Raw genomic sequence first — 22,620 nt, forward strand, 5'->3', positions numbered from 1 at the left:
TCAACCCTTATTCGGTGATGGTTTACGCGGGCCATTACGCGTGCGTCTTGGCCCACGGCGCGTCGGCTGCTTATCAGCTGATGCTGCTTTGCTAGCTCCCCCTTCTACTCCAGCACCACCTTCTCCACCGCGGCGTTTGCGCGGCTGGCGGCGTGGCCGGGGTTTCTCGTCAGCTAAACCAAAGTCGATCTTACGATCATCCATATCTACCCGCGCAACCTGAACCGTAAGCCCGTCACCCAAGCGGTAGGTCGTGCCTGTGCGCTCACCTTTGAGGCGATGCTTCTCTGCCTCATAGTGGTAGTAGTCAGAGGGCAGCGAGGTGACATGCACCAACCCTTCGACATAGAAGTCATCCAGTCGCACAAACAAGCCAAACTGAGTCACTGAGGCGATAGTACCTTCGAACGTTTCGCCCAGCTTGTCGGACATAAACTCACACTTAAGCCAACTTTCAACATCACGGGTTGCTTCATCAGCCCGCCGCTCGGTCATTGAGCAGTGCTCACCCAACTCAAGCATTTGCTCGAAGGTATAAGGGCACCACTTGCTTGGTGGATCAACCGGTGCGCCTTCTACCCGAACAACCGTATTGGTTTGCCGTGGCCCGCGAATGACTGAGCGAATGGCGCGATGCACCAATAGATCAGGGTAACGACGAATCGGTGAAGTGAAGTGCGCATAGGCCTGGTAAGCCAAGCCAAAATGGCCCTCATTCTGGGGCGAATAAACCGCCTGATTCATTGAGCGCAGCATGACAGTTTGGATGATGTCAGCATCTGGGCGATCAATAATCGCCTCACGTAACGCTTGATAGTCTTGAGGCGTCGGCATGTCGCCACCACCAACGGAGAGCCCCAGCTCGCTCAAGAACAGACGCAGTTTATCAAGACGTTCCGGGGTCGGGCGCTCGTGAATACGGTAAAGAGCGGGCAAGTCATGCTTATCCAGGAAGCGCGCGGTAGCCACATTGGCCGCCAGCATACACTCCTCAATTAGCTTATGAGCATCGTTGCGAGTACGCGGGACAATTTTTTCAATCTTGCGCTCATCATTGAAGATAATCGCTGTTTCGGTGGTGTCAAAATCAATCGCACCACGCTCTTCTCGGGCACTACGCAGCAGGCCATAAAGCTCGTGCAAATTTTGCAACGGCTTCACTAGCGCCTTGTGCTCATTGCGCAGCGCTTCCCCTTCATCACTCTCTTTATCGAGGATGGCCGCCACTTTATTGTAGGTCAGGCGAGCGTGGGAGTTCATTACCGCCTCATAGAATGAGTAGCGGCTAATAGCGCCCGTCTTGGAGATATTCATCTCGCAAACCATCACAAGGCGATCTACTTGGGGATTTAACGAACACAAGCCATTTGAGAGCAGCTCAGGCAGCATCGGCACAACCTGGCCTGGGAAGTACACCGAGTTCCCCCGCGTACGCGCCTCATCATCAAGCGCAGTCCCCGGGCGCACGTAGTGCGATACATCAGCAATCGCTACCAGCAGCTTCCAACTGCCCGACTTGGTCTTCCAAGCGCATACCGCATCGTCAAAGTCTTTGGCGGACTCATCGTCAATGGTGACCAACGGAATCTCACGCAGATCGACACGGTGTTGCTTATCTTCCTCTAATACTTCTGCTGAAATACCGCTGGTTTGGTCAAGCACTTCTGGCGGAAACTCAGCGGGTATATCGTAGCTACGAATCGCGATATCTATTTCCATGCCAGGATCCATCCGTTCACCCAGCACTTCGATAACTTCACCAACTGGCTGAACTCGCGTAGCCGGCTGCTGAACGATTTTCGCTGATATCACCTGCCCATCTTTCGCGCCAGCGCTTGCAGTATGAGGAATGATAACTTCCTGGGTAATGCGGGGATTCTCAGGAATCAGCACACCAAACTCAGGTGAATTACTACGGTATACACCCACAATCGTTTGGGTATTTCTCGCAATCACATCGGCAATAGTCGCCTCATCACGACCGCGGCGGTCGCGGCCACTAACACGCGCCAGCACATAATCGCCGTGGAAAACACGGCGCATCTGACGAGGGGGCAATACTAAGTCTGGCTTTTTACCATCATCACGCAGTAGGAAGCCAAAACCATCTCGGTGGCCCAGTACCTTCCCTTTAATAAGGTCAAGTTTATCAATTAGTGCATAAGCGCCGCGTCGATCGCGCAGCACCTGACCATCACGCTCCATGGCAGCCATACGACGGCGAATAGCTTCAAGATGATCTTCATCTTCAATGCCGAGCATGCGGCTCATATTTTCGTGGGTTATTGGCTTGCCGTACGTTTCCAGGGCAGCTAATAAATATTCGCGGCTGGGCGCAGGATTATCATACTTTTGCGCCTCGCGCTCGGCGTGCGGATCATCACTCAACGTCCAGTACTTCATGCGATCAACATCCTTGATTGCGTTTGCGGGAGGCAGACAGTTTGCGCAGGCGCAGTGCGCTGCGGGCGGGGGGATTCAGCCATTGATCGACTGAAAAACATCATGTTTGGTTTGGTCATAACTCCATTATAGCGCTGCCCGCTCAATCACCCAACCACCTAGCACGGCAATTGTACGATTTTAATGATAAAAAACAGTTACCGGGTCTTGCATTTAAGCGTGGCCTCGGTATCATACGCGCCACTTGCCCAGATGGCGGAATTGGTAGACGCGCTAGCTTCAGGTGCTAGTGTCCGTATGGACGTGGAGGTTCAAGTCCTCTTCTGGGCACCACTTTATGTCATGTTATCCCCTTTTCATGGTGTAAAATGGTGTAGCGGCAAGCAGTACTATTTAGAAATAGTATTGATAAAGTATTAGCAAAACGTTTGTATTCGCCCAGGTGGCGGAATTGGTAGACGCGCTAGCTTCAGGTGCTAGTGTCCGTATGGACGTGGAGGTTCAAGTCCTCTCCTGGGCACCATACGAATACAAACAGCAGTAAGAGTCAGTAGCGAAATATGATATGCCCAGGTGGCGGAATTGGTAGACGCGCTAGCTTCAGGTGCTAGTGACCGTATGGTCGTGGAGGTTCAAGTCCTCTCCTGGGCACCATTTCATAGATTCAGTTTACATCAGCGCTGATCAACACTTCACCACTCGCCGTTCAGCAACTAACTTCAACGCTTCCTGCTTGATGCTCCCACTATCTATCTAGACTATTTGTTTAGCCCCTCCCTATTCATAAAATACTATTCAGAAAATCCTGGCTAGAAAGATCCGCTCAAAAAAACACCGCTCAAGCGACCGTCTTCGCCATCGCGGTATTTTTGCATTATTGGAAACGCCCAGGACGACGCGATACTTCTTCTAGTGCCCAGCCTTGAGTACGCAATTGCCCTTCCAATACAGCTTCACGCTCTGCCGCTAAATCAGGGAAGAAGTTTAGCCCTGTGCGCGACTCGATCTCATCGATAGTTACCAGATAATCATCTAACGGTTCATTACCACGAACGTCTTGCGGCATGATAAAGGCAAGCGCCAACGGAGCCTCTTCATCCGGCACAACAATGATCTTATAGAACGCTTCTGGCACTTCCACAAAACCAACGCGATTAAACACATTGTCCATGTAGCGCTCAGGAAAAATAGGCCCAGTAATCACCTGCAAGCGATCAAAGCGCGGTGCAAAATGATCCATCACCGACTCTTCAAGACGCTGCCAAAGCTGGCGATTCAGATTAGGTCGCTGAGGCGTCATGTTACTCATCAAGAAGGTATCGACCTGAGCGTTACGACCATGCACCGCTGCAATGGCATAGTTAGGTGCCAAGTGTCCGCGATCATAACCACTGCCGGAATAGCTATCCGTACCTATTGGCCATAACGTGCGCCAGTCAGCCTTAAAATTAGGCCGTGGGCCAATACGAGTATCATCGGACACCGCTTCGACTTGATAACTGACCCAAAGTGGGTTTACCCGCACATCAGACCATCCCGCTAAGAAGCCATCGTTTCTCAGCACACGGTGAAACGTTGTTAGCTGAAACCCATCCCAGGTAGGCACACCCATCCAGGTATAGTCATCCTGATGCTGACGCTCCTGAAACTCCCAAAGCCCCGTTCCTACTATGACAAAAAGCACAGCGATACCCAGGCGTTTTCCCTGACGACGCCAGCGCGAAAGCGATTTCCCCAACAGACTTACTCCCTACAATAATGATTCTGCATCCTGCTTTTTATGTCAGGTAATTTATTGGTTACCAGCCCAGGGAAAACATCGTTTCTAGGTCGTGACGGGAGTGCACCTGCATGGCATTCAGCGTTTCGGTATCGCTAATACCCTCGACAGCGTTTAGACGTTCCGTGACCAGTTCTGCAAGGCTTTCAAAATCAGGGGTCCGGGCAATGGCGACCAAATCATAGCGACCACACGTCGAATAGACTTCACTAATACCGTCTACATCAGCAAGGCGCTCGGCGACTGCTTTTACCTGGCCTTTCTCAGTATTGATTAAAATCACAGCGTTTTGCATAGCACCCCCAACAATAGCGTTAACAACAATCTAATCAGCAATCAGAGGCGAGTATAACAGGCTGCTTGATAAGACCAAGCACCACTCAGTGACGTGGTTAATTGTCGCGCTTTTCATAAGGTTATTCGCACTAATTTTGAGCATGCGCTAGCATGGCTTAGAGAACTCCGGCTTATTAGCTCTGTCGGAGTATTAGAGGTGGTTCACCACCCAATAACATAAGCAAAAAAACGTCAAACCGTGACGCTAAGGAGACACCATGGCCAATCAGAGCCGTCGTAAGTTCATGCGTAATAGCGTAATGGGTCTAGCCGCCCTGCCATTTGGTGCTGGCATCCTGTCAAAGACTGCTTTTGCCCAGGAACTGCCTCGCCTTGACCCATCTAACTCTACTGCCCAGGCACTTAATTACGTAGAAGTAGCCAGTGACGCAAGCGACCACCCGGCCTACGAGGAAGGGGAGCTGTGCTCAAACTGCATGTTCTTTAATGCAGAAACCGCAGGTTGCCAGCTGTTCCCGCAAAATAGCGTTGAAGCAGGCGGCTGGTGCCAGTCCTGGACTGCCAAAGGCTAATATTAGTAGCCAACTGATCTTGGTGAAACAACCAAGCTTGACCACTACCCCGCGCTTGCCGCGGGGTAGTTATTTAACCTTAACTCACCTCTTTGTTTTCCTCCTCAATCGGCCACTGGTAACGGCGCGTCACACGCCCCTCTTCCATTGAGACCAAATGCACCGGAAATCCCCATAGCTGCTGCAAATGGCGAATCACCGGATATACGCTGCGACCAAGGGGCCGACGGCTATCTTGTACATGGTGTAACGTCAACGAACGATCCCCGCGTATAGCCGCTTCGACAACTTGAATATTGGGCTCACGCACCGATAGCGCATATTGAGTTGACAGCGCCTCACGCACTCGCCGATAGCCTCGCTCATTATGAATTGCTGCGACTTCCAGTGTCTCCATCTGATCATCATCAACAATTAAGAACAGCTTGAGATTGCGTATTACCTTGGGGGATAAAAACTGCTGTATAAACGACTCATCCTTAAAGTTCCGCATTGCAAACTCAACGGTATCGCGCCACGGGCTACCCGCAATATCGGGAAACCACTCCCGATCTTCATCCGTTGGCGCATCACAAATCCGCTTAATGTCCATAAAGATCGCAAACCCTAACGCGTAGGGATTAAGGCCGCTGTAGTGTGGGCTATCAAAGCCTGGCTGATTGATAACCGCGGCATGGGATTGCAAAAACTCCAGCATCAAGCCTTCATCGACTTTCCCTTCATCGTATAAACGATTCATCAGCGTATAGTGCCAGAAACAAGCCCATCCTTCGTTCATCACCTGGGTTTGTCTCTGGGGGTAAAAGTACTGCGCCAGTTTACGTACGATACGCACAATTTCGCGCTGCCAGGGAGCTAGAAGCGGCGCATTTTTCTCAATAAAGTAGAGCAAGTTTTCCTGTGGCTCTGAGGGATAAATACCGCCTCTGTGCAGGCCAAGTGGATCTGCCTCGCTGTGCAGGCTACCCGGCAGTGGAGAAACGCCATCGGGCGCGCCAGGGATCGTGCGCCACAACATATTGACCTGGGTCTGCAGGTAGGCTTCGCGCTCTTCTTGACGCCTTACCTCTTCTTCAGCAGAAATGGGTGAGGGGCGCTTGTAACGGTCTACACCGTAGTTTTGGAGAGCGTGACAGGCATCTAACAATTGCTCTACAGCATGGACACCGTGGCGCTCTTCGCACTGAGCAATATACTTACGAGCAAATACTAGGTAATCAACGATGGAGTCGGCATCGGTCCAGGCACGGAACAAGTAATTGCCTTTAAAGAAAGAGTTATGCCCATAGCAGGCATGCGCAATGACCAATACCTGCATCATTAACGTATTCTCTTCCATTAGATAGGCAATACATGGGTTGGAGTTAATCACCAATTCATAGGCAAGCCCCATCTGGCCGCGCTTGTAGGCTTGTTCAACGGCAAGAAACTGCTTACCAAACGACCAGTGGTGATAACCTACCGGCATCCCCACGCTCGCGTAGGCATCCATCATCTGTTCAGTGGTAATCACTTCTATCTGATTGGGATAAGTATCTAGGCGGTACTCATCGGCGAGCCTAGCGAGCTCCTCGTCGAAGCGCTCCAACACACTAAAATTCCAGTCGGAACCAGTCGCTATTGGCTTACGGGCTACACTCATGGCGTACTCCTCGGTTCGCGTTACTGCTCTTGACTCAACCGACGTTTAAACAGCTCACGGAAGACCGGGTAGATATCCCCAGCATCGACAATTTGGCGCATCGCAAACCGTTCGGGAAATTGCGCGGCGACCGTTTCGTATTCATGCCATAGCGACTGATGCTCATGGGGAGTAATTTCCACATAAGCGTAGTACTGCAACTGCGGCATGAGCTGTTTAACCAGTAAGTCCCGGCAAATATTCGAATCATCATCCCAGTTATCGCCGTCCGATGCCTGAGCGATATACAGATTCCACTGCCCAGCGGGATAGCGTTTTTCGATGATTTTATTTACCAGGGTGAGCGCGCTGGAAACGATGGTGCCACCAGTTTCACGGGAATAGAAAAACTCCTCCTCGTTTACCTCCCGCGCAGCCGTGTGGTGGCGCACAAATACCAGCTCTACTTTCTCGTAATGCTTTTCCAAAAATAGATAAAGTAATAGGAAAAACCGCTTAGCAATGTCCTTATGGTTTTGGGTCATGGAACCAGAAACGTCCATGACACAGAACATCACCGCCTGACTGGAAGGCTGAGGCTGCGCTGCCAACTGGTGGTAACGCAGATCATAGGTGTCAATAAATGGCACCGCCTCAATGCGCTTTTCCAAGCGGTCTATTTCTGCCTTTAGCTCAACTATTCTCGCCGGATTGCGCAGCACCGGATCCTTGCGTTCTTCTGCGGCGAGCGCCTCTTGAGCCTCTTTCAACGCTCGCTTAATGGGGGCACGCATGGCAATGCGACGTGCGTAAGCTTCCCGCATTGATCGGGTGATGCTAATTCGCGACGGCACCCCGTCACGCGCGAGCCCCGCACGCACCATTTTTATCTCTTCGAGTGACTTCAATGGCTTGCGCTGCAAATTAGGCAACTCAAGACCATCAAATACAAACTCCAAAAACTCCTCGCGGCTCAGGGTAAAAGCAAACTCGTCGTCACCCTCGCCTTGATTGGAAGCACCACCTTCGCCCGCGCCATCTCCGCCGCCCTGGCCACCAGGGCGGCGAATTTTATCTCCTTCTAAAAACTCCTTGTTGCCGGGCGATACGATATTGCGCGCACCGCCCGGGCCATGTTGAAACACCGGTTCAGAGATATCCTTGGTAGGAATGGATACCTTTTCCCCTCGCTCCATATCGGTAATGGAGCGGCGGTTAACCGCCTCCTCCACCGAACGCTTGATATGTTTGCGATAACGTTCCAAAAAGCGCTGCCGATTGACCGCGCTTTTATGCTTAGCGTTAGGCCTTCGATCAATAAAGTAGGTCATACGACCTCCCGATTATCCGCTACTGGGACTTGCGCACGCGTAGGTACCACTCGGAAAGCAACCGAACCTGTTTCTCGGTATAGCCACGATCCACCATGCGCGCCACAAAGTCCTCGTGCTTCTTCTGATCCGACTTCGACGCCTTCGCATTAAACGAAATAACCGGTAATAGCTCTTCAGTATTCGCAAACATCTTATGCTCGATAACGCCTTTGAGCTTTTCATAAGACTGCCAGCTGGGGTTCATGCCATTGTTTTGTGCACGCGCCCGCAATACGAAATTAACCACTTCGTGACGGAAGTCTTTCGGGTTAGAGATGCCTGCTGGTTTCTCAATTTTTTCGAGCTCGTCATTCAGTGACTGACGGTTCAACAATTCGCCCGTTTCGGGGTCGCGATACTCCTGATCTTGAATCCAAAAGTCCGCGTAGGTTACGTAGCGATCAAAGATGTTCTGCCCATACTCGCTGTAAGACTCTAGGTACGCTGTTTGGATTTCCTTACCAATGAAATCGACATAGCGCGGTGCCAGAAACTCTTTGATAAAGCCGATATAGCGCTCAAATACTTCTGAAGGCAGTTGCTCGCGCTCTAATGCTTGCTCTAGCACATACAGCAAATGCACAGGGTTCGCGGCGACTTCAGTGCCATCGAAGTTAAACACTTTAGAAAGTATCTTGAAGGCGAAACGGGTAGACAACCCCTGCATGCCCTCATCCACCCCCGCCGCATCACGATACTCCTGGATCGACTTTGCTCGAGGATCGGTGTCTTTCAGGTTTTCGCCGTCATAAACGCGCATCTTGGAGTAGATGCTGGAGTTTTCTGGCACTTTTAGCCGTGAAAGCACCGAGAACTGCGCCAGCATGCGCAACGTATCAGGCGCGCAAGGGGCTGCATTAAGTGAGGAGTCTTCAAGCAGCTTTTGGTAAATTTTTATCTCTTCGGAGACCCGCAGGCAGTAAGGCACTTTGACGATATAGACACGATCCAAAAATGCCTCGTTGTTGCGGTTATTGCGAAACGCCTGCCATTCCGATTCGTTTGAGTGGGCTAAAATCACACCGTCAAAAGGAATGGCCCCCATGCCTTCAGTGGGGTTGTAGTTACCTTCTTGGGTAGCGGTAAGTAATGGATGCAGCACCTTAATCGGCGCTTTAAACATCTCAACGAACTCCATCAACCCTTGGTTAGAGCGGCAGAGCCCGCCAGAGAAGCTGTAGGCATCGGGGTCATCTTGCGAGTAAAGCTCCAACTGACGGATATCGACTTTACCCACTAACGACGAAATATCCTGGTTATTTTCATCGCCTGGCTCAGTTTTAGAGATAGCAATTTGATTTAACCGCGAGGGATAAAGGCGCACCACCCGGAACTGAGAAATATCGCCGCCCGCTTCTTTTAAGCGCTTCGCCGCCCATGGCGACATAACACTGCGCAGATAGCGCTGGGGAATACCGTACTCTTGCTCCAGAAGTTCACCATCTTCTTCCGGCGAAAAAAGTCCTAGCGGTGACTCATACACGGGTGAATCTTTAATGGCATAGAACGGGATACGTTCCATCAACAGCTTCAAGCGTTCAGCCAGCGACGATTTACCGCCACCTACTGGTCCCAGTAAATAGAGGATTTGCTTACGCTCCTCTAATCCCTGCGCGGCATGACGGAAGTACGACACAATTTGTTCGATAGCTTCTTCCATACCATGAAATTCAGCAAAAGCAGGATAGCGGCGAATCACCTTGTTCGAGAAAATGCGTGATAGACGCGGGTCTTTCGCCGTGTCGATCACTTCAGGCTCGCCAATGGCTTCCAGCATACGCTCCGAGGCGCTGGCATAAACCTTTGGATCACGGCGACAAAGCGCCAGATACTCCTCTAGGCTCATGTCCTCTTGCTGAACGCGGGCAAATCGGTCTTGAACGTGATCAAAGATGCTCATGGAACTCTCCTGTGGCCCATCCCCCAGCAGCTACCGCCAAGCCCAAACATCAAGCGGTGCGCAATACGAGGTGTTGCTCTATCAGCGTAGTCAGCATTAGCAAAAAGTGATGACTAAACCTTCAACGCACAATGTTTAATAATTTGAGCACGGTTGGAGAGATTAAGTTGCGTTGAATGTGCGATGGCCCTAAAAACAGTGTTCAGAACGCACGACGCCGCCTGAAAGGCGGCGCAATGGCGGGCAATAACGCGTCTAGAAGGCACAGTTTAGGCAGTATTATCCCAGCACTTCTTTTACATCTGCCAACAGTTGATCCAGCAATTCAACGGTAGTGTTCCAAGCGCATACAAAACGTGCACCACCCGCTCCAATAAAGGTATAGAAGGTCCAGCCTTTGGCTTTCAACGCCTCGATAGCATGAGGAGGAAACTCAACGAAAACACTATTCGCCTGGGTCGGAAACATCAGTGAAACGCCAGGCAGTGCTTGCAGCCCTTCGGATAAATACCGTGCCATGGCATTGGCATGCTCAGCGTTGGTTAACCACGCGCCGCTTTCCAACAACCCTAGCCATGGGGCAGAAACGTAGCGCATTTTCGAAGCCAGTTGACCTGCCTGTTTGCAACGGTAGGAAAAGTCCTCAGCCAAATCACGGTTGAAAAACAGAATCGCCTCACCAAATGCTAGCCCGTTCTTGGTTCCCGAAAAGCACAACGCATCGACGCCTACCTGCCACGTTAGCTCGGCGGGGCTTGCATTGAGGCCAGCGCAAGCATTGGCGAACCGCGCGCCGTCCATATGCAAGCGTAAATCGTGCTTGTCTGCCATGGCGCGTATTGCCAGTAACTCTTCCCGAGAGTAGACCGTGCCAACTTCTGTCGCTTGGGTAAGCGACACTACTTTAGGCTTGGGATAGTGAATATCACTACGTTTAGTGACCAGCGCTTCAATACCCTGGGGCGTTAGCTTGCCGTTAGCCCCTGGCGAGGTCAGCAGTTTCGCACCGTTAGAAAAGAACTCAGGGCCACCACACTCATCGGTTTCAATGTGGGCCAATTCATGACAAATAACGCTGTGGTAGCTGCGCCCCATTGCAGAAAGTGCCAGTGAGTTTGCTGCAGTACCGTTAAACACAAAAAAAACATCGCAATCGTAGTCAAACATTTCACGAAAACGATCTGCGGCACGGGCAGTCCAACGGTCATTGCCGTAGGCCAAATCATCAGCTTGATTGGCTTCAAGCAGGTATTCCATAGCCTCTGGGCAGATACCTGAGGTGTTGTCACTGGCTAAAAATCGTGGGGTACACTCCGAGGTCATGACGATAGTCCTTTTATCTGACGATCTTACGGCGCAAGCTGGGTGCCACTCGCGCCTTAATTTGTTAACTGTGGTTAACAGCCACCTTGATCGACCAGTCTATCGCCATTGCAACGCTCACGTCACCCGCCTGACTCGCTTGGCCCTATCGCTACAGGGAAGCGGCAAGACGTGTGCCTTGATCGATGGCTCGTTTAGCGTCTAGCTCCGCAGCTTCATCGGCACCGCCAATCACATGAAAGCATGCTCCCGCTTGGCTTAAGGGCGCGATAAGCTCACGAACCGACTCCTGCCCAGCGCATATCACGACAGTGTCCACCGCCAGCACCTGCTCCTCGCCATCGCGGCGAATGTGAAGACCGGCATCATCGATTTTCAAATACTCGCAGCCAGTCAGGGTTTTAACTCCCCGCTGTTTTAGTGATGCACGATGTACCCAACCCGAGGTTTTGCCCAGGTTCTTACCTGGCTTAGAGCTTTTGCGTTGAAGCATAACAATGTCACGGGGAGACACTGGCGGCATGGGCGGCTTTAGACCGCCACGATCGCCCACGGCAAGGTCAACGCCCCACTCATCACACCAAGCGGCCACATCCATTTCAGGATGCCCCTGGTCAGCGAGCAGCTCTGATACATCAAAGCCAATACCACCAGCGCCAATCACGGCTACGCGCTGGCCCACACGTTCAGGATGCTCAATAGCTTCAGCGTAGCTAAGCACACTGGCATGGTCGGCCCCCGGTAGCGCAAGTTCACGGGGGGTAACGCCGGTGGCAATCACCACCTCGTCAAATTCAGCTAGTGTGTCGAGGGTAGCCGCCGTATTTAGGCGAACATCTACCGCGTGTTTTTCTAACATCACCCGGAAGTAGCGCAACGTTTCGTTGAACTCCTCTTTACCGGGAATTTTACGGGCGTAATTAAACTGCCCACCCAACTCGCTACGTCGCTCAAACAGCACCACGTGATGCCCCCGGCTAGCAGCGGCCACGGCGGTGGCAAGCCCCGCGGGACCGCCGCCGACAACCGCTACCCGCTTGGGTGTTTGCGTGGGTTCGAGGGTCAGCTCGGTTTCATGGCACGCTCTGGGGTTAACCAAACACGATGTGAGCTTGCCCATAAAGGTGTGGTCTAAGCAGGCTTGGTTACAGGCAATACAGGTATTAATTTCGTCTGAAAGACCCGCCTCGGCTTTACGCACCCATTCAGGGTCAGCCAAAAACGGGCGTGCCATCGACACCATATCCGCATGCCCATCAGCCAACACACGCTCCGCCACCTCGGGCATATTGATACGGTTGGTGGTAATCAGCGGGATGGATAGTGCTGATCTAATGCGTTTAGTAACTTCGGTAAACGCTGCACGAGGCACGCTGGTTACAATGGTTGGCACCCGAGCTTCGTGCCAACCAATACCTGTGTTGATCACATTCGCGCCCGCGGCTTCAATGGCTTGGCCAAGTTGCACCACTTCTTCCCACGTGCTGCCTTCTTCCACCAGATCAATCATCGATAGGCGAAAGATCATCAAAAAGCGCTCGCCTACTGCCGCGCGAATGCGTTTCACAATTTCGATCGGGAAGCGAATACGTCGCTCAAAATCACCGCCCCACTCATCATCACGCTGATTGGTGCGACGACAAATAAACTGGTTGATCAAGTAACCTTCAGAGCCCATTACCTCAATACCGTCATAGCCCGCCTGCTGGGCAAGCTGCGCACAGCGCACATAGTCGTCTATCTGCTGCTCAACGTCGTCACTTGAAAGCTCCCGAGGCATAAACGGGTTGATCGGCGCCTGCAGCGCTGAGGGGGCCACCAGCTCTGGCGAGTAGGCATAGCGCCCGGCATGGAGAATCTGCATACACAAATGCCCGCCCGCGTCATGAACGGCATCAACAACGCTCTTGTGCTCAGCTAGCTGAGACTCGTCGGTAAGGGCATTTGCCCCTTGGAACACAGCGCCTTCAGCATTAGGAGCAATGCCGCCCGTCACAATCAGGCTGACACCCGCGCGAGCTCGCTCAGCATAAAAGGCTGCCAGACGCTCAAAGCCGTTGGGAGCTTCTTCTAAATTGGTGTGCATTGACCCCATCAATACGCGATTAGGTAGCGTTAAATGGCCAACGGTCAGTGGTCGAAACAGATGCGGATAAGCGGGCGTATGGTTCATCACGGTACTCCTTTATATTATTAAGCACATTCAAACAAGCGTATGACATACACCGCCTCACGTACAGTCCTTTACACCCCTTAATCTGTCACCCTTTAGCCGCCTTGCGAAACCATCAACCTTTGTGGCAAAGCACTTGCTCCTCTTGCGAAAGCACGTCACATTACCAGGCTAACGATAAGGGAACGCGCTATGCCATTGATTTACTTTTTACCGCCACTGGCCACTGTGTTGATTTGGTCAGGAAATATGACGATTAACCAATTGACAGTGGGTGCCATTGCGCCCAGCAGTATTGCTTTTCTACGTTGGCTGCTGGCACTGGCGGTAATGACACCGTTTGTGCTTCCTGCGGCATTACGTCATCGCGATGAAATACGCCGCCACTGGACGAAACTGGCGTTGCTGGGGCTACTTGGCATGGGGCTGTGGCAAGGGTTGGCGTATATGGCGGCGGAAACAACAACTGCCACCAATATGGGCATTTTGGCTGCCATGGTGCCGCTTCTCACCGTACTATTAAGCGCACTGATCTTGCGCGAGCCGCCTACGTTAGGCGGTATTGCCGGGGGCATTCTGGCATTCATTGGCGTCACGGTACTGCTTGGGCGAGGCAACCCTTTGTCTCTGCTGCAACTGCAGGTAGCCACCGGTGACGCATTAATGGTGGTTGCTGCCACCTGCTACGCCCTTTACGGTGTAATGCTGAAGCGCTGGGCGATGAACCTACCCCCTTGGGTCATGCTCTATGCCCAAGTCTGCTTTGCGGTTTTATTCCTGCTGCCGCCCTATTTAATGGGCCCGATGACACCGGTAGATAGCCACAATATATGGTTAATTCTCTACGCAGGCATTCCTGCCTCCATCATTACCACTTTCTTATGGATGCGCGCGGTGCGCCAAATCGGCGCGAACCAGTCAAGTATATTTATCAACTTAATGCCGCTATTTAGCGCCCTGATTGCCATGGCGTTTTTAGGCGAGCAGGTGGCCGGGTTCCACTTTATGGGTGGGCTACTCATTCTTGCGGGGGTCATCATGGCGCAAACGCTAACACGCCCCCTGGTGCGTACTATCGCGGCGGATAAAACGAGCAACGCACAGCAATGATACAATAAGCTACCTTCATTCGACGGCCGGGAACCCCTGAACATGTCCTTAGAAGAACTGCACCTTAATCTTCGCAACCTCACCAGCGATGACTACGAACAGCTCAAAACGCTGATGGATGCGGTATATCACGACATCGGCGGTGCGTGGCCAAAGCACACTATTGACAAGCTCATTCAGGAATTTCCTGATGGCCAAATTGCCATTGAGGACGATGGTACGCTGGTGGGCGTTGCGCTAACGGTTCAGGTCGATTACGACGAGTTTTCTAACCCGCATAAATATGACGACCTAATCGGCCATCGTGAAACCATCCTTAACGACCAAGATGGCGATGCCATGTACGGGCTGGATGTGTTGATCCACCCCGACTACCGTGGCTACCGCCTGGGTCGGCGTTTATATGAAGCCCGCAAAGAGTTGTGCCGCTCGCACAACCTGCGTGCCATTCTGGCGGGTGGACGCATTCCCGAGTACCACCAGCACGCCCAAGAACTCACCCCAGCAGAGTACATCGAAAAAGTCTCTCGCAAAGAGATCTACGACCCGATTTTGTCGTTCCAATTGGCTAACGACTTCCAAGTAAAACGCTTACTGCGTAAATATTTGCCGGAAGATGAGCAATCTCGCGGCTATGCCACTCTGTTGGAGTGGAACAACATCCTGTTCGAGCCTGCTGAGAGCGTGCTAGATACTCGCCCGACTCAGGTACGAGTGGGTGCGGTACAGTGGCAAATGCGTGAGTTCGCTTCAGTGGAAGCAGCCCTTCAACAAATTGAATACTTTGTTGACGCATTATCAGATTATCAAAGTGACTTTGCGGTATTTCCGGAGTTGTTCAACGCGCCACTGATGGGCCTACAAGACCGCTCGGCCCAGCAGGATCAAATGGGCGCGATTCGCTTTTTGGCAGGTTTCACCGAGCGCTTTAAAACTGAGCTATCGCGGATGGCGGTGTCGTATAACATCAACATCGTTGGTGGCTCCATGATTGAAGTCGGTGACGATGACCGGCTATACAATATTGCCTATTTGTTCCACCGGGATGGCGAGATCGAAAAGCAGTCGAAGCTGCATATCACCCCTCAAGAGCGCCGCGACTGGGTGATCGAAGGTGGTGATAACCTGCAGGTCTTTGACACCGACGCAGGTCGCGTGGGCATTTTGATTTGCTACGACGTTGAGTTCCCGGAGCTTGGCCGTCTGCTAGCCGATCAGGATATGGATATACTGTTTGTGCCGTTCTGGACAGATACCAAAAACGGCTATCTGCGGGTACGCCACTGCGCCCAAGCAAGAGCCATTGAAAACGAGTGCTACGTAGTACTGTGTGGCAGCGTCGGCAACTTACCTTCGATTGAGAACCTGGATATCCAGTATGCCCAATCAGCCGTGTTTTCACCGTCTGACTTCGCTTTCCCCCACGATGCAGTGCTGGCGGAAACCACGCCTAACACTGAGATGATCTTCTTCTCGGACCTAGACCTGACTCGCCTTACTGTTGTGCGTGCCGAAGGCTCAGTAACCAACTTGAAAGACCGCCGCAAAGATCTATTTGACCTACGCTGGCGCGACTGGTCCTGGAAGTCTGGGGCTAATCTGGAAGAGTAAACCAATAACGCCGCCGAATGGGCGGCGTTATTTTTAAAGCGCTTCTGGCTCAATCAGGCCAGACAAGATGGGCAGGAACACGCCCTTTGCTATCAAACATAACGCCTTCATCGCGCAGTTTCTGATGCTGGCGGTCAGCACCGCCGTGGTCGGCTAGCGTTAGCGACGCAGCAATGACGCGATGCCAGGGTAGCTGATGCCCTTCTGGTAAGTGGCGCATCGCCGAGCCAACCATGCGCGGCGTGGCGCCTTCCGTCATCGCCGCGATACGCCCGTAGGTGGTTACCCGCCCAGCAGGAATCTGATCAACAATGGTATAAATCTGTTCGAGCAGTTCAGGGCGTGGCATTACCACCTCTTGTAAATCAACGTGTTACTAGAGTGTTTCGACTAGTTGATCGATCGCTTGAAACGCTTCTTTTAGCGCAGCATCACGCTTAGCGTCACCCATATTCAAGCCTTCCGCAAAGACAACATCCACATCGCTAATGCCCATTAAACCGAGCATGGCTTTAAGATGTGGCGTTTGGCTGTCTAATTCAGTCCCTGCGTACTGGCCACCGCGAGCAGCTAAAATAATCGCACGCTTACCTTCAAGCAAACCCTGCGGGCCATTTTCAGTGTAGCGGAAGGTTTCACCAGCGCGCAGTACGCGGTCAAACCACGCTTTCAGCTGGGACGGGATACCTAAATTATACAGCGGAACCGCCAGTACCAGGACATCACTCGCCCGTAGCTCTGCCAACAATTCGTCAGAGTGAGCTGCTAGTGCCCGCTGATCGGCGTTGCGCTCGTTTGCTGGCGTCTGCCATGCACCGAGCTCTTCGATCGCAAGGTGCGGTAACGCGTTAGCCACTACATCGCGATGAGTAACCACTACATCGTGGGCTTCCGTTTTGGTTTCAAAATGGTTGGCCAACGCATTGGACTGGCCGTTTTCGCCTAAAATAGAAGAAGTTACAAGCAGTGCACGTGTGGACATGGATAATTTCCTAACGTATTAGTGGGAACTCTGGTAACTATTTTACGGCGCTTTTCGATTAATAAAAGCGCAACGTTTCCCCCATCTCATTCGAAAAAATCGAATTTATAAACAACAAAAAGCCCCGCCCTGCTGTGCTCGCAGTAACGGGGCTTTCGTCTATCGCGTCAACAAATAGCGTTTATTTCCGCTTTGGCCACGCGCTAGGATCTACTTTATTTACCAATTTAGGGAATTTACTGGGATCAAACACAGGCTCTTGACCTGCTTTCAACTGAGCGTCGTAATCACGGAACAGTGCGAAGGCAATCGGCGACAGCAGCAAAATAGCCACTAAGTTAATCACTGCCATCATACCCATGGAAAGATCGGCAAAATTCCAGATAGCACCTAAGCTCGCAACCGAGCCTATCATCACCATGCCGAGTACCGCCAAGCGATAAATCAGCACCGCAATAGGCGCGCGACGGCCTGCCAAGTACTCAATATTAGATTCACCGTATGAGTAGTTAGCGATCACCGAGGTGAATGCAAACAGCAAGATCGCCACGGCAATAAACATACCGCCCCAATCACCCACATGGCTAGAGAGCGCTATTTGGGTAAGCTGAATGCCGTTGTTTTCTTCGCCAGCCAGCAGTTCAGGCCCAGCCATAATGATGATGGCCGCAGTGGCAGTACAAATGACCAAGGTGTCTAAGAACACGCCCAGCATTTGAATAAAGCCCTGTGCAGCGGGATGGTCTGGCCGAGTGCTGGCGGTCGCGGCAGCATTGGGCGCCGACCCCATACCCGCCTCGTTAGAAAACAGACCACGCTGAATACCGTTCATAATGGCTTGAGAAATGGCATACCCCATTGCGCCACCAGCCGCTTGCTCTAAACCAAACGCACTTTTAATAATGGTCATAAAGGCAGCGGGCAAATCGCTGATATTGAGCGCTACCACCGTGAGAGCCAGCAGCAAATACAACAGTGCCATCAGCGGCACCACTAACTCAGCTACTTTAGCAATCGACTTCAGGCCGCCAAATATAATGGGCGCAACCACCGCCATCAGAACTAACCCCATGGCCCAGGTGGGAATGGCAAATGCCTGTTCCATGGCCTGGGCGATGGAGTTGGCCTGTACGCTGTTAAACGCCAACCCGAACGCGATGATCAAGCAGATTGAAAACAGCACTGCCAGCCAGCGAAGCCCCAGGCCACGTTCAATATAGCGAGCCGGGCCACCACGGAAGGTGTTATCACCGTGATCAACTTTATAGGCCTGGGCTAGAGTGGACTCCACAAAACTGGTCGCCATACCCACCATGGCGGTCATCCACATCCAAAAGATCGCGCCGGGACCACCAAAATAAATCGCTACCGCCACACCAGCTAGGTTACCGGTACCTACCCGTGCCGCCAGACTGGTGGAAAGTGCCTGAAAAGAAGAGATACCGCCGTTAGATTGACGTGAACTGCGCAGCAGTTTGAACATGTGCCCGAAATAACGTACTTGGATACCGCGGGTCATGATAGTGAAGTAGAGGCCAGCACCGATCAGCAGGTAGATCAGCACACTGCCCCATAGCAGTCCGTTGCCGCGATCAACCATCGCCGTCAACAGAGGAGGAAGAGTAAAATCCATATATAACGCGCCTTTTGTATAACAGTGGAGGCGCCTCATTCTTCACGGCTGCACCAAAATGGCAAGAAAAATGGAAAAATTCCTATCAGACAGCCATTACCACTAACTAAATTGGTCTCATTAGCCGCGCTTAAACGCCGAATATGATTTCATCCTGTTACGCCTCTAACGTATGCTGTCGCTGTTTAGTACCAGCGACGAGGAAACAGATGTCACGCACGTTACTAAAAGGCATTGGGCTAGTCGTTGTAGTAGTAATGCTGGGTATCATGTGGCGCTGGCTTCAGCAGCAAGGCTTACTCACCGAAACCCACCTGACCGAGTTAGCGTCCACCATCAGTCAATGGAAGCAAGCTCCCTGGATGTTTGTCGCCGTGATAGCCGTTTATACCGGCTCGCTACTGATCATGTTTCCATTAAGCCTGCTAGTCGTATTGACCGGCCTACTGTTTGGACCGCTTTGGGGACTGGCTTATGCCACGCTGGGTACGCTTAGTTCTTCGGTAGCATCTTACTGGGTAGGCCATTGGATGGGGCGCGATGCACTAATGCGCTATGGCGGACGCCATTTGCGTGGGCTTTCCGGCTACTTATCCAGGCGCGGCATTCGCACCATGACGGTGATCAATCTGTTGCCCTTAGCCCCTTTCACGCTCACCAATATGCTGGCCGGCGCGTTTCATCTTAATTTTCGCGACTACATGATCGGTTCGACCTTGGGAATTGTGCCTGGGCTCGCGGCAGTAATACTCCTAGGAAGCCAATTGGGCGCACTATTCACCGCGGCGTCTCATCAAGAATTAGCGTGGGCGGTAATAGGCCTTGGCGCTGGCGTGGGGCTGCTATGGTTGCTAAAGCGCGTAGCGACCTCTCGGTCTAGCAAAAACAACAACGACACAGCCTGAAGTGTGGGCTATTTCGCGTAATACTTGGCCAGTACCTCGGCATAGAAATGCGCGACCGCCCCTGCAAACTTAGCGATATCATAGTCGTTAGCAAATATTTTTGCCTGCTTGCCCAGGGTAACCCGCAACGCGTTATCCTCGGCTAACGCCATCACCCGCTGACCCCACTTTTGCCGATTTTGCGGCGTTTTATAGCCATTAAAGCCATCACGCACTACGTCATCAATACCACTAGAGCGTACCGCAACAACTGGCAAGCCTGCGGCCATGGCTTCTAAAATCACCATGCCTTGAGTTTCAGAAGTAGATGCAAACACAAAGATGTCACCTAAGTGGTAATAGCGTGCCATATCCTCCGGCGGCACAGCGCCCACCAAGGTCACTTGCTCCTGCAACGCCAACGCTTCTATATGCTGCTGAATGGTTTGTCGATCTGGGCCATCACCAATTAACAACAAGCGCAACGACTGGCTCCCCTGGCTTTTCAACTCCGCCAATGCCTCCAGCATAAAACCAATATTTTTTTCTTGGCTAATTCTCGAGACACTCACCAACACCGTATCGGCTGGGTCGATGGAAAGCTGATGGCGCAGCTCTTCCAACGCATCACGATCTGTGTCGGCGAATCGCGCCGCATCAATGCCCGTAGGCTGTATCAGCGTCGGTGTTTTCACCCCAATCATGCGCAGATACTCTTCTGCCGAGTAGGTGGGCACGATGACGCCTTGGCAACGGTTAGAGAAGTGTTTGATCAACGAATGGGAAATCAAATTACGAAACAGAGCCCCAGGAAGCGGCACAAAGTGTGCGTAATGCTCTAACCGCGTGTGATAGGTATAGACAACCGGCACACGCAGCCGGCGCCCCATCCATAGCCCCATCGACCCCAGCCAAAAAGGATGATGGACATGGATAATATCCGGTTTAAAGCAGTGCAGGCAGCGGCGAAAACGTGCACTAAACGGATTGGTCAAACGGAACTCACGCTTTTCACCAAAGGCCATCATAGTGGGTACACGCAAGATCGTATCATCGTCTTGCCACGCTTCCCGATAACGGGGCACCAACAACTGCACCTGATGTTTTAACTCGCTAAGCCCCTGACGAAGTCGCTCCACGGAAACCGACACACCGGATACGAACGGGAAATAGTTATTCGATATCATCGCCACCCGCAGGGGCTTCTCTAGATACGGTGTTGGATCGATATCAAAATCTGGGTAATAGTGGCGCTCTTCAAAAATCAGTCGGTACAAGCGCATCGCCAGTAGTGACAACACTCCGACAATGAGCAGGAAGCGAGGGTAGCTGACGTAAAAAAACGCATAAACCGTTGAGGCAACGCTGCTTAGCATACGCCACCAGCCTGGACTATCCACATTCAGCCGAACGGGCGTTATTGTCACATTTTCGCCATTTACCTCGACCACCACATAGTGATGAAACCTGTCATTTGCATCCATCAAAATGCCGCCAGCACCACCCGTGGTGACGTAATCCACCCCATTTACCGTTTGGTGTGAATAAAGCGACAGGTTTGCCGAAAACACGCTGTCCACCGCATACTGCTCCGACAGGCGCATAATACCTTCACTCAACCGTGGATCATTGAGGTAATTATCGGCTTCAAATAAGGGCGCATCGCTAATCACGTTATGCAGTGGCAAGCCAATGAACAAAAACCGATGCTGCGCTTCCGAGGCAGCCAGCTCGCGCTCTAACCAATCTAGCTGCCATGAGGTAGACGACTTACCCGTGCCATCCAAAAAGATGAAATGGCTGTTACCCGCAACAAAGGAATAAAAATGCGGGCCAAAGTATTCATAGAAAAGATAACTGCCAAAATCATTGCTTTCATGGTCACCGTAAGTCAGCACATACGGCACGTTTAACTGCTCTAAGCTTTGGTAAATCGCCTTGTAACTCTCCTGCTGCCCCCCACTCACTGCGTTCCCCGCTGACACCATAAAATCAATATCGCTTTGGTTCAGCCTGGGAATAATTTCATCCTGAAACACATTCACTGAATTATTGATATTACCTACCACCGCAAAACGGTAGGTGTTTCGTCCAGCGAGTTGCTCACGGATATCCGCTACTTCTCTAGTGTGCAATGCCTCAAATTTAGGCTCAGCCACATAGAGCCATATTTGGTGAATAACCAGCCCCGCCACCAGCGCGAGGTTGAGCACAAACAGAAGTCTCAGCCAGCGCTGACGAGTCAGGCGAAAAGAGCGTCGAAGCATGTAGAGGCGCTTATTGAATAGAAGACGTTAGAAAAGAAAGAGATCGGATGTTCAATTCGCTTCACGACCGTTTATCGTTGCCAACAAACGGCGCGAACCTCCTTGCTCTCGATGCTCACCTAACCACAACCCCTGCCAGGTGCCCAGCGCCAAGCGGCCATCACGTATGGCTAGCGTCAGCTGAGTACCCAGTAAGCTAGAGGCGACATGAGCAGGCATATCGTCGGGGCCTTCAAGAGTGTGGCGAAAATAGCTTAGTCCTTCAGGTACTAAGCGGCGGATAAAGGCATCCAGGTCGTGACGGACATCAGGATCGGAGTTTTCATTTAGCGTAAGTGAGGCAGAGGTATGCATTAACTGCAGGTGCAGTAGCCCTTGACTGCACTCGGCCAAGCACGGCAATGCCCTGGCGATTTCATCCGTAATTAGATGAAAGCCCCTAGGCATTTCGGGTAAGTGAATCTCTTGTTGATGCCACATAAACACTCCTTTGTTGTAGGTATTGTAAGGGCTTACTCGGTACAGAAATACCATAGCCTATTTTCACTTCCTTCCGGCAATAGCACCTCCAAAAGAAACCGTTAATAGCGCTTATTTCGCCATACTGATAGATTTAACACTTATATACCATGCAGTCATTAGGAGCGTGTAATGCTCATTTCCGCCCAAACACCAAAGAAGAAAGTGGGGA

The 22,620-nt window shown here is 51.8% G+C and carries 17 protein-coding genes and 3 tRNA genes; 7 read left to right on the plus strand and 13 right to left on the minus strand.

Annotated elements, in window-relative coordinates:
- Positions 1 to 2,403: a ribonuclease R gene (rnr, locus tag ACN06F_RS12550; RefSeq protein ID WP_038476979.1), complete on the minus strand. Its 2,403-nt coding sequence runs from the start codon at positions 2,401 to 2,403 to the stop codon at positions 1 to 3.
- Positions 2,404 to 2,649: 246 nt separating this feature from the next.
- Here rnr and ACN06F_RS12555 point away from each other — a divergent pair.
- From ACN06F_RS12555 to ACN06F_RS12565, 3 genes are all read left to right on the plus strand, one after another.
- Positions 2,650 to 2,736 (plus strand) — tRNA-Leu (locus ACN06F_RS12555).
- A gap of 103 nt (positions 2,737 to 2,839) precedes the next feature.
- A tRNA-Leu gene (locus tag ACN06F_RS12560) sits at positions 2,840 to 2,926 on the plus strand.
- A 44-nt stretch (positions 2,927 to 2,970) separates the two neighbouring features.
- Positions 2,971 to 3,057 (plus strand) — tRNA-Leu (locus ACN06F_RS12565).
- Positions 3,058 to 3,277: 220 nt separating this feature from the next.
- On the opposite strand, the gene ACN06F_RS12570 is transcribed toward ACN06F_RS12565, so the two are convergent.
- Entirely contained in the window at positions 3,278 to 4,141 is an 864-nt protein-coding gene (locus tag ACN06F_RS12570) for a DNA/RNA non-specific endonuclease (protein ID WP_038476982.1), read from the minus strand.
- Positions 4,142 to 4,202: 61 nt separating this feature from the next.
- Complete coding sequence (locus ACN06F_RS12575; RefSeq protein ID WP_009721675.1) at positions 4,203 to 4,478, minus strand: Lrp/AsnC family transcriptional regulator; 276 nt, start codon at positions 4,476 to 4,478, stop codon at positions 4,203 to 4,205.
- 259 nt (positions 4,479 to 4,737) lie between these two features.
- Between ACN06F_RS12575 and ACN06F_RS12580 the strand changes: the two genes are divergently transcribed.
- Positions 4,738 to 5,052 (plus strand): high-potential iron-sulfur protein, encoded by a 315-nt coding sequence (locus ACN06F_RS12580; protein ID WP_038476986.1) that lies wholly within the window; start codon positions 4,738 to 4,740, stop codon positions 5,050 to 5,052.
- A gap of 79 nt (positions 5,053 to 5,131) precedes the next feature.
- On the opposite strand, the gene ACN06F_RS12585 is transcribed toward ACN06F_RS12580, so the two are convergent.
- The 5 genes from ACN06F_RS12585 to ACN06F_RS12605 form a co-directional block, all read right to left on the minus strand.
- Positions 5,132 to 6,694: a SpoVR family protein gene (locus ACN06F_RS12585; protein ID WP_433924014.1), complete on the minus strand. Its 1,563-nt coding sequence runs from the start codon at positions 6,692 to 6,694 to the stop codon at positions 5,132 to 5,134.
- 20 nt (positions 6,695 to 6,714) lie between these two features.
- Positions 6,715 to 8,004, minus strand: coding sequence for a YeaH/YhbH family protein (locus ACN06F_RS12590; protein ID WP_038476992.1), 1,290 nt, complete (start codon positions 8,002 to 8,004; stop codon positions 6,715 to 6,717).
- A 19-nt stretch (positions 8,005 to 8,023) separates the two neighbouring features.
- Positions 8,024 to 9,946 carry a PrkA family serine protein kinase gene (locus tag ACN06F_RS12595; protein ID WP_433924015.1) on the minus strand — a complete coding sequence of 641 codons (1,923 nt, stop codon included), beginning with the start codon at positions 9,944 to 9,946 and terminating at the stop codon, positions 8,024 to 8,026.
- A gap of 279 nt (positions 9,947 to 10,225) precedes the next feature.
- Entirely contained in the window at positions 10,226 to 11,269 is a 1,044-nt protein-coding gene (locus ACN06F_RS12600) for a threonine aldolase family protein (protein WP_038476998.1), read from the minus strand.
- A 151-nt stretch (positions 11,270 to 11,420) separates the two neighbouring features.
- Positions 11,421 to 13,442: an FAD-dependent oxidoreductase gene (locus ACN06F_RS12605; protein ID WP_433924016.1), complete on the minus strand. Its 2,022-nt coding sequence runs from the start codon at positions 13,440 to 13,442 to the stop codon at positions 11,421 to 11,423.
- A 192-nt stretch (positions 13,443 to 13,634) separates the two neighbouring features.
- Here ACN06F_RS12605 and ACN06F_RS12610 point away from each other — a divergent pair, with 192 nt between their 5' ends.
- A complete protein-coding gene (locus ACN06F_RS12610; protein ID WP_433924017.1) occupies positions 13,635 to 14,552 on the plus strand; it encodes a DMT family transporter in 918 nt (305 codons plus the stop codon).
- A gap of 42 nt (positions 14,553 to 14,594) precedes the next feature.
- The gene (locus ACN06F_RS12615) at positions 14,595 to 16,163 is read left to right on the plus strand and encodes a carbon-nitrogen hydrolase family protein (protein WP_120386597.1); all 1,569 of its coding nucleotides are present in this window, start codon (positions 14,595 to 14,597) and stop codon (positions 16,161 to 16,163) included.
- 49 nt (positions 16,164 to 16,212) lie between these two features.
- On the opposite strand, the gene ACN06F_RS12620 is transcribed toward ACN06F_RS12615, so the two are convergent.
- From ACN06F_RS12620 to ACN06F_RS12630, 3 genes are all read right to left on the minus strand, one after another.
- Positions 16,213 to 16,512 (minus strand): MGMT family protein, encoded by a 300-nt coding sequence (locus ACN06F_RS12620; protein WP_038477012.1) that lies wholly within the window; start codon positions 16,510 to 16,512, stop codon positions 16,213 to 16,215.
- 27 nt (positions 16,513 to 16,539) lie between these two features.
- Positions 16,540 to 17,145 carry an FMN-dependent NADH-azoreductase gene (locus tag ACN06F_RS12625; protein ID WP_433924018.1) on the minus strand — a complete coding sequence of 202 codons (606 nt, stop codon included), beginning with the start codon at positions 17,143 to 17,145 and terminating at the stop codon, positions 16,540 to 16,542.
- Between the two features lie 181 nt (positions 17,146 to 17,326).
- Complete coding sequence (locus ACN06F_RS12630; RefSeq protein ID WP_038477018.1) at positions 17,327 to 18,778, minus strand: alanine/glycine:cation symporter family protein; 1,452 nt, start codon at positions 18,776 to 18,778, stop codon at positions 17,327 to 17,329.
- Between the two features lie 209 nt (positions 18,779 to 18,987).
- On the opposite strand from ACN06F_RS12630, the gene ACN06F_RS12635 reads away from it, so the two are divergent.
- Positions 18,988 to 19,683: a TVP38/TMEM64 family protein gene (locus tag ACN06F_RS12635; RefSeq protein WP_038477021.1), complete on the plus strand. Its 696-nt coding sequence runs from the start codon at positions 18,988 to 18,990 to the stop codon at positions 19,681 to 19,683.
- Positions 19,684 to 19,691: 8 nt separating this feature from the next.
- Here the strand turns inward: ACN06F_RS12635 and ACN06F_RS12640 are convergent, their stop codons facing one another.
- The gene (locus ACN06F_RS12640) at positions 19,692 to 21,929 is read right to left on the minus strand and encodes a glycosyltransferase (RefSeq protein WP_433924019.1); all 2,238 of its coding nucleotides are present in this window, start codon (positions 21,927 to 21,929) and stop codon (positions 19,692 to 19,694) included.
- A 51-nt stretch (positions 21,930 to 21,980) separates the two neighbouring features.
- The gene (locus tag ACN06F_RS12645; protein ID WP_038477024.1) at positions 21,981 to 22,409 is read right to left on the minus strand and encodes a secondary thiamine-phosphate synthase enzyme YjbQ; all 429 of its coding nucleotides are present in this window, start codon (positions 22,407 to 22,409) and stop codon (positions 21,981 to 21,983) included.
- Positions 22,410 to 22,620: the final 211 nt, after the last annotated feature.

The organism is Vreelandella sp. 21 (assembly GCF_050995515.1).
GTDB classification, from domain to species: Bacteria; Pseudomonadota; Gammaproteobacteria; order Pseudomonadales; family Halomonadaceae; genus Vreelandella; species Vreelandella alkaliphila.

Bases quoted from the DNA above. Each gene is read 5' to 3' on its own strand.
- rnr (WP_038476979.1), bottom strand. From the start codon at position 2,403: ATGAAGTACTGGACGTTGAGTGATGATCCGCACGCCGAGCGCGAGGCG.
- ACN06F_RS12575 (WP_009721675.1), bottom strand. From the start codon at position 4,478: ATGCAAAACGCTGTGATTTTAATCAATACTGAGAAAGGCCAGGTAAAA.
- ACN06F_RS12580 (WP_038476986.1), top strand. From the start codon at position 4,738: ATGGCCAATCAGAGCCGTCGTAAGTTCATGCGTAATAGCGTAATGGGT.
- ACN06F_RS12585 (WP_433924014.1), bottom strand. From the start codon at position 6,694: ATGAGTGTAGCCCGTAAGCCAATAGCGACTGGTTCCGACTGGAATTTT.
- ACN06F_RS12590 (WP_038476992.1), bottom strand. From the start codon at position 8,004: ATGACCTACTTTATTGATCGAAGGCCTAACGCTAAGCATAAAAGCGCG.
- ACN06F_RS12595 (WP_433924015.1), bottom strand. From the start codon at position 9,946: ATGAGCATCTTTGATCACGTTCAAGACCGATTTGCCCGCGTTCAGCAA.
- ACN06F_RS12600 (WP_038476998.1), bottom strand. From the start codon at position 11,269: ATGACCTCGGAGTGTACCCCACGATTTTTAGCCAGTGACAACACCTCA.
- ACN06F_RS12605 (WP_433924016.1), bottom strand. From the start codon at position 13,442: ATGAACCATACGCCCGCTTATCCGCATCTGTTTCGACCACTGACCGTT.
- ACN06F_RS12610 (WP_433924017.1), top strand. From the start codon at position 13,635: ATGCCATTGATTTACTTTTTACCGCCACTGGCCACTGTGTTGATTTGG.
- ACN06F_RS12615 (WP_120386597.1), top strand. From the start codon at position 14,595: ATGTCCTTAGAAGAACTGCACCTTAATCTTCGCAACCTCACCAGCGAT.
- ACN06F_RS12620 (WP_038477012.1), bottom strand. From the start codon at position 16,512: ATGCCACGCCCTGAACTGCTCGAACAGATTTATACCATTGTTGATCAG.
- ACN06F_RS12625 (WP_433924018.1), bottom strand. From the start codon at position 17,145: ATGTCCACACGTGCACTGCTTGTAACTTCTTCTATTTTAGGCGAAAAC.
- ACN06F_RS12630 (WP_038477018.1), bottom strand. From the start codon at position 18,778: ATGGATTTTACTCTTCCTCCTCTGTTGACGGCGATGGTTGATCGCGGC.
- ACN06F_RS12635 (WP_038477021.1), top strand. From the start codon at position 18,988: ATGTCACGCACGTTACTAAAAGGCATTGGGCTAGTCGTTGTAGTAGTA.
- ACN06F_RS12640 (WP_433924019.1), bottom strand. From the start codon at position 21,929: ATGCTTCGACGCTCTTTTCGCCTGACTCGTCAGCGCTGGCTGAGACTT.
- ACN06F_RS12645 (WP_038477024.1), bottom strand. From the start codon at position 22,409: ATGTGGCATCAACAAGAGATTCACTTACCCGAAATGCCTAGGGGCTTT.